Origin of the sequence: Novacetimonas hansenii JCM 7643, assembly GCF_000964405.1 — a bacterium.
Lineage (GTDB): Bacteria > Pseudomonadota > Alphaproteobacteria > Acetobacterales > Acetobacteraceae > Novacetimonas > Novacetimonas hansenii.
Map to the genome: position 1 here is coordinate 1 of NZ_BANE01000062.1, position 6,009 is coordinate 6,009.

A 6,009-nucleotide genomic window follows, 5' to 3' on the forward strand; every position below is an offset into this window, starting at 1 on the left:
CAACAGGCTGGTATTGTTCAAAAACTTTCGGATCAGGCTCTTATTTTTTATTGCCGGTATCTTGTTACAAGGTGAACTCTGGGACAGGGAATGATGACCCCATGGAATCTGAAAATATATTTGTGCCTTCCAGGTGTCCGCATCATGGAAAGGCCCTTGTAACTGGGGCGGGGAGTGGTATTGGCCGTGCGGTTGCCTCTGCTTTATGTCATGCCGGTTATCATGTTATTCTGGTGGGGCGGAAAAGTATTCCGCTGAATCTGTTGGCAGATCAACTTGGGAAAGATGTTACGACTGTCTGTCCCATTGATATTACGGATGAAGATGCTCTTCCTGCCCTTATACGCAATATCGAGTCACTTGATGTCCTCATCCATTCTGCTGGAATGTTCCATGGGGGGCTCATTTCCGAGATCTCCAATGATATGAATATTTTACTTCATCATGTAAATGTCGATGCCCCGCTATGTCTTTCAAATCTATTATTGCCTGCCTTGGAAACGGCGGGTGGACAGGTGGTATTTCTTAATTCGACAGCATCGTTAGGCGAGCGTGTTTCGATGGATGCGTATGCAGCAAGCAAGCAAGCTCTGAAACAGGGGGTTTCACGCTTTCGCGAAGAGAGCCGCGGGCGCGGCATCCGCATACTGAATGTCTATCCTGGCCGGACAGCAACCCCAATGCAATCCGAGGTTTTGCGTCATGAAGGTCGGTCGGATATGAGGATCCCGCTTCTTCAGCCAAAGGACATTGCGGATGTCATATTAGGATGCCTGTTTGTACCACGAAGCGCGGAAATCACGGATATCGTGATCCGTCCACCAGATCTGCCAAGGGATTAAAAAGACGAAGATCCTGTATATATGCGCATATTATGATGGTTTATAAATAATATTTTTTAAAACAGGAAACTTTCTCTCTGGGGCACTCTTTAGCACGCATCCCGGGGTATGCCGTTGTACTTCGGAAAATGCCACAAGCGTGATCAGAAGAAGATGATTTTTGAACCGACCAAAATATTTGGTGTCCAGAAAATCACTCTCCCCCGTCATTGCGACGAACGGGGATCATTTGGACGTATATTCGATCAGGGTTACTTGTTGGAAAATGGGATATCGTGCGATTTTATACAGACAAGTATTTCACGCACATCCTATGCAGGTACATTACGAGGACTCCATTTTCAGCGGCCACCCTATGCAGAAGCTAAATTGGTGCATTGTCTGCGGGGGGAGATATATGACGTTATATGTGACCTTCGTCCTGATTCACCTACATATCTGTTATATGAAAGTTTTTATCTGAGTTTTTCTAGTAATGAAATGGTTTATATTCCGCCAGGTTGTGCCCATGGGTTCATGACACTCAATGATGATGTTGAGGTATTATATGCCATGTCAAGCATATATATGCAAAGTCATGCATCAGGTGTCAGATATAACGATCCGAGACTTGGGATTTCATGGCCACGACCAGTCACTTACATTTCAGAAAAAGACCTGAATTGGCCTTGTTATGAAACAAAAAATGCAACGATTCCCTGAAATACTACATCCCTCCCCGTCACTCGGTATAATGGATCATCACCATGGACAATTTAACCCATTCCGCCCCCCATGATCGTGTTCATGTTCATTCGAGTATTCCCTACTCATCGACGGGGGCATGCCGTTTATGTGCTACCCCTCTCCGGCGGAGTGTTGCTGATCTAGGGCTTTCGCCACTGGCGAATTCATTTATCAAACCTGAGCTGCAGAATACAATGGAGGCATTCTATCCTCTCCATGCGTTTGTATGTGAAAAATGTTTCCTGGTACAATTGTCTGAATTTGAATCCCCTCAATCCATTTTTGGGGATTATATCTATTTTTCGTCATATTCCGCTAGTTGGCTCCAGCATGCAAAGAGATATGTCGCACAGCAAAGGGCGCGTTTCTCGCTGAATACTGAATCTTTGGTCGTGGAAATTGCAAGTAATGATGGATATCTTTTGCAATATGTGAAGGATGCTGGAATTAGAATCCTGGGAATAGAACCCGCCGCGAATGTGGCAGAAATTGCAATTGCAAAAAGTATCCCCACTGAAGTCGCTTTTTTTGGCGTACAGACTGCAATGCGGTTGAAGGGAGCAGGATATGCGGCTGACTTGATGGTGGCCAATAATGTTGTTGCGCATGTCCCTGACCTTCATGATTTTCTTGAAGGGTTCAAAATTCTTCTTGCGCCCGGAGGAGTGATAACATTTGAATTTCCGCACCTATTGAAATTGATGCAGGAATATCAGTTCGATACCATTTATCATGAACATTTTTCCTATATCTCTTTGCTGGTTATCCGTCGCGCACTATTTAATCATGGATTGCGTGTTTTCGATGTCGAGCAGCTTCCTACGCATGGGGGATCCTTGCGGGTTTATGCGACGCATGAAGAAAATACGACATTACAGGAAAATCCTGCCGTCAATGCACTTTGTATGGAAGAACGTGAATTCGGCCTTGAATCCCTTGATACATATGATCAATTTTCAAAATCTGTTGTGAATATAAAATGCAATATTCTTCAGTTTCTTATTGATGCTCATCAAAATGGAAAAGTTGTTGTTGGGTATGGTGCGCCGGCCAAAGGGAATACGCTTTTAAATTATTGTGGCGTTGGGCCAGAATTGCTTTCCTTTACGGTCGATGCCAGTCCACATAAACAGAATATGCTGTTGCCTGGCACGCGCATTCCGGTCCTTGCCCCGGATGCAATCCGCGAAAAGAAGCCTGATTTTGTCTTGATCCTTCCATGGAATCTGAAAAACGAAATCATTGATACCATGTCGTATATTCGTGAATGGGGTGGAAAATTTGTAACCCCGATACCGGGCATAGAAATATTATGACTGATGAATGTCTGTTGACATATATATATATATATTTAAACCATATCAGGGAATTCAAAGGTGGTTCGTACACCTAAATATGCGATCCTGTTTCGTACTCATGTATGGGACAGCTTTGTCGAACGCCAGTTTCTTCGTCTTCGATCAATGATCGGAAATGGCGACTTATTCATTGTTGCCAATAATACATCAGGAAAATGTCGTATACCGGACAATTTTCCTGTTATTATTTTCCATGAAGCAGATTTTCGTGATCAGGGCTTAGAGTTTGGGGTCAAGGTAAACCCCATGTGGTATAATGTAGATTATGCATTATATTTTTTTGCCGATCGATATGATAAATATGATTACTATATATTGTTTGAATATGATGTCCGTGGAAACATAAATTTTGATCGCCTGATGGAAAATATATGTCGCGATGGAAGTGACCTTGTCGGATTGACCTCAAAAGACATATTCAGGGAATGGTATTTTTACCGTTCCTGCAGTGATCTTTATAGGGAACGGGATCTGACGAAGACATTTCTGCAGATAGGTATTTTCTCCAGGAGGGCCGTAAGCCTTCTTTATCAACGCAGGCTGGCGTTATCGGAACAGTTCAGATCAGGATCCCTGAAATATTGGCCACATTGTGAAGCGTTTATTCCGATTGAAACCAGATTGGCAGGGTACCATTATACTGAGCTGTCAAAATATCTAGATGTTCGACGTTATAGCCATGAACCGGCATATCTTGAAGAAGATACTCATATACTCTTGGAAAACGAAGTTGTTCATCCTGTTCTGGATCGGGAACGCTACATTGCAAGTACGATCCGATATGAAGGGCGACCTGAGAAATTTTTTGTTCCGAAGAGTATTTTTGGAAAAAGGCTTCGTCGTTTTCCTGTCAGTACCTATATCTTCCCGCTTTTCTTGGCGTTGTGGCACCGTATACGAATGCTGCCTGCGGGGATCATGGGAAAGGTATTTCATTAATTAAAATAAAAAAATAACAATTCTAATATTCTTAAGAGGAAGGGTCTGGGGATGCGATATGTTTCATGGACAATCATGGCCCTACTTTTGGTTGGGTTGGCTGTTCTTCCACGAAATATTATAGCCGCCACCGCCCCTGCCAGTATTGATATTGCCAGAGACCTTCCCGCCGCGCTGCAATCCTGTTACGCGGGACATGGTACATGTGTTCTTAGTCTTGGGGGACGTACCGTGCACCTTGCCCATGGTATCCTGATCAATCCACTGCGTGTTACGTTACAGGATGGGCGGATTGATGCATCTGACCTGCCGGCAGGTGACGCGGCAATCACGGTCAGTACTGATAGCGAGACAACCCCGGATTATGGAACATTCGTTCATTATATTAAGGGTATCCGCCTTATTGGTAATGAAAATGTGGATGGTATTGTCTTTAACAGTGTGCATCACAACAATATTCTTGCCGCGGCAATGACATTGGAAAGTATGTCAATTTCAGGTTTCCGACGCGCAATCACTTTTGCCAACCATTCCTATGGATTTGGTCTCTCGCACATACAGATATTTAATAACAAAGTTGGAATCTATACCGTAAATGGTGCGGAAGATGCTGGGGAACGCATGACTTTTGTTGACGTGGGTGTTTTTAATAACCAACTGGGTATTGATGATGAAGGTGGGTTTGAAATGGACTGGCTTGGGGGGCACTGGGATTATAACAGCAAAACGGCGATCCTATCGGCCCTTGTCGAATTTGACGGACATATTGAAACCGGTCCATCTGACCAGCCGGTGATTGAACTGCGGGCGTTACCCAACATGGTGGCTGCACAATTATTCATGACGCCGGGGTCATTTGTGATGGTCAATGGATATAACGGGAAACCGACAGCAGATGCATGGATTTCATCACATAGTGAGTATAATATAGTACAGTTTCCATTTAATACATGGGGAGTTACTGGAAAAATGGGTGTCATGCAAGGGCCTGGAAAGGTTATTGGGTCCGCAATCGGAACCTTTATTCCACATTAAGGATATTTCCCCGATAGAAAGGTATATCGTCCCAATGGAGAACCTCCCTGATATACTTTATAACCATGTCAAAGATATATTCCCTATTTTTCGCAGTATAACCGGCAGGGGAATAAGAAAGACACTGGGATATATCGCTACGAGAGTTAAAAATTTTTCCATCTACCATATCCAGTCCGGTACTAAAGTGCTGGATTGGACTGTGCCAGATGAATGGAATGTCTATGGCGCGACCCTTCGTCGTACAACTGGCGAAGTGGTGATTGACTGGGCATGGTGTAATCTTCATCTGATGCAATATAGTATTCCGGTATGCGCACGTGTTTCACGTAAGGATCTGGAAAAGCATCTGTACTGGCTGTCGGATCAGCCCGACCTTATCCCTTATCGGACATCCTATTACAAAAAGGACTGGGGATTTTGCCTTTCCGCCCATCAATATGCACAGTTGACGGATGATGAATATGATGTGGAGATCCGGACTGAACTTGGCCCCGGGCACCTCAGTTATGGTGAAGTTGTCATTCCCGCGACTATGACGGCAGGTGATGAGGCTGATGAAGTCCTGTTTTCAATTCACTGCTGTCATCCCGCCCTTGCGAATGACAATGCATCGTCCATTGCAATAGCGGTCGAGGTAATCCGTGCGTTGCAGGAAACTGCTCATCGGCGCCTGTCCTACCGCTTTGTCTTCATTCCGGGGACCATAGGCTCAATAACATGGCTGGCCCGGAATGAAGACAGGATTGGCCGTATCCGCCATGGCCTGGTCATGAGCTGCCTGGGGGATGCGGGGAAGCCGACTTATAAACAGTCACGTCAGGGGAACGCCCCGGTCGATCGATATGCAGCTTATCTGGTGCAGACACGCTGGGGTGGGAAGGTCGTGCCATTCGAACCATATGGCTATGATGAACGGCAATATTGTTCGCCCGGGTTCAATCTGCCGGTGGGATGCCTCATGCGTTCTCCCAACGGGCAGTTCGAACAGTATCATACATCCGCCGATAACCTGGATTTCGTAACCCCCGAAGGGTTATACGCCTCCATCGGTTTCATCATGGACCTTATACCAATTTGTTTTTGCTATGACCCATGAGCCCAGTCGC

At 45.0% G+C, this 6,009-nt stretch carries 6 protein-coding genes; all 6 read left to right on the top strand.

Translation table 11 applies throughout. The annotated features are described in order from the left end of the window. On the top strand, positions 1–842 hold an 842-nt coding region (locus B7G66_RS05120; protein WP_206778185.1), incomplete at its 5' end, for an SDR family NAD(P)-dependent oxidoreductase. A gap of 153 nt (positions 843–995) precedes the next feature. Beyond that, entirely contained in the window at positions 996–1,544 is a 549-nt protein-coding gene (locus B7G66_RS05125; RefSeq protein ID WP_003619923.1) for a dTDP-4-dehydrorhamnose 3,5-epimerase family protein, read from the top strand. 44 nt (positions 1,545–1,588) lie between these two features. Continuing rightward, the gene (locus tag B7G66_RS05130) at positions 1,589–2,884 is read left to right on the top strand and encodes a class I SAM-dependent methyltransferase (RefSeq protein ID WP_080545448.1); all 1,296 of its coding nucleotides are present in this window, start codon (positions 1,589–1,591) and stop codon (positions 2,882–2,884) included. A 60-nt stretch (positions 2,885–2,944) separates the two neighbouring features. Next, entirely contained in the window at positions 2,945–3,865 is a 921-nt protein-coding gene (locus tag B7G66_RS17155; RefSeq protein ID WP_141313114.1) for a hypothetical protein, read from the top strand. A gap of 75 nt (positions 3,866–3,940) precedes the next feature. Beyond that, positions 3,941–4,900 carry a hypothetical protein gene (locus tag B7G66_RS05140; protein ID WP_141313116.1) on the top strand — a complete coding sequence of 320 codons (960 nt, stop codon included), beginning with the start codon at positions 3,941–3,943 and terminating at the stop codon, positions 4,898–4,900. Beyond that, positions 4,866–5,999: a DUF4910 domain-containing protein gene (locus B7G66_RS05145; RefSeq protein ID WP_239016124.1), complete on the top strand. Its 1,134-nt coding sequence runs from the start codon at positions 4,866–4,868 to the stop codon at positions 5,997–5,999. The genes B7G66_RS05140 and B7G66_RS05145 overlap by 35 nt, the downstream gene beginning before the upstream one ends. The last annotated feature ends 10 nt before the right edge of the window (positions 6,000–6,009 follow it).